This is a genomic window from Arcobacter sp. CECT 8983, assembly GCF_004118855.1.
GTDB lineage: Bacteria > Campylobacterota > Campylobacteria > Campylobacterales > Arcobacteraceae > Halarcobacter.
On sequence record NZ_PDKF01000020.1, the window covers coordinates 1 to 925 of the forward strand.

1 protein-coding gene and 1 rRNA gene are annotated in these 925 nt (G+C 25.5%); one reads left to right on the forward strand and one right to left on the reverse strand.

The features are described from left to right. Positions 1-102, forward strand: a 5S ribosomal RNA gene (gene rrf, locus CRV01_RS12935); the annotation flags it as partial. Between the two features lie 130 nt (positions 103-232). On the opposite strand, the gene CRV01_RS12940 is transcribed toward rrf, so the two are convergent. Next, a complete protein-coding gene (locus CRV01_RS12940; RefSeq protein ID WP_129008747.1) occupies positions 233-544 on the reverse strand; it encodes a hypothetical protein in 312 nt (103 codons plus the stop codon). Positions 545-925 lie beyond the last annotated feature (381 nt).

The following is a 925-nucleotide window of genomic DNA, read 5'->3' on the forward strand; positions in this document are numbered from 1 at the left end:
CGAAGTGGAAATACCCAGCTCCATTCCGAACCTGGAAGTCAAGCACTTCTGCGCTGATAATACTGCAGGGTCCCCTTGTGGAAATGTAGGTCGCTGCCAGCTCTTGAGTATTGCATTCTTTTAAAATGTTCCATTTTATCAGAGTACTGCAACTTTTAAAGCCTATCTAAGCATTCTTCCTAGTCTGTTTAGGTAGGCTTTTTTTTTATCCTACTTATTTGGTTTCTTATTCCTATTTATTAACGTATTCTATTATCTCTTTTCCGCATACTTTCTTTCGTTCATTTATTTTAAATAAGCTTGTATTATTTCTATCTTTTATAAAAATATCAAATTTCATATTTTTCATAGTAAAGAATCTACATTTATTGTCTTTATAAATAAATATCATTTTCCCATTGCATTTTTTAATAAACTCTTTTTTATTATTAAACTTTGTTAATCCAATTACTCTTTCAATATTGGTTTTAGCAATACAATATTCTTTATTTATAGCAATTAATAGATTTTGTAATATTAGTATAGAAATAACTAGTTTAAACATATGTATAATTCACTTTTTTTTATATAAAATATTATATCAAGATTAGAACTTATAAATAAAAAACTATCAACAAAAAGAAAAAAAGTAGAGAATATAAGATTAAATTTATATGTTTTATTAAATTAATAAATGAAAATTTAGATATCAATGAAATTAAAATTGAACTAAGAATTACTTATATTAGTCAAATAAAGTAGTAAAATAACAGAGAAAACAGAAAAAGTAAAGTAAAATCCCACGATTTTCAAAATTTAAGCTCTAGTTAAGAAAAAACCCTTGACAAAGCAAGAAAAATCTATTATAATTCCCGTCCAATTTCAGAGGAACGACATCAAAAAGATTTGAGAGAGTTACGATGATATGGGAGATCTTTTACAATTT

Coding starts and splice junctions, on each gene's coding strand:
- CRV01_RS12940 (WP_129008747.1), bottom strand. CDS start 544: ATGTTTAAACTAGTTATTTCTATACTAATATTACAAAATCTATTAATT.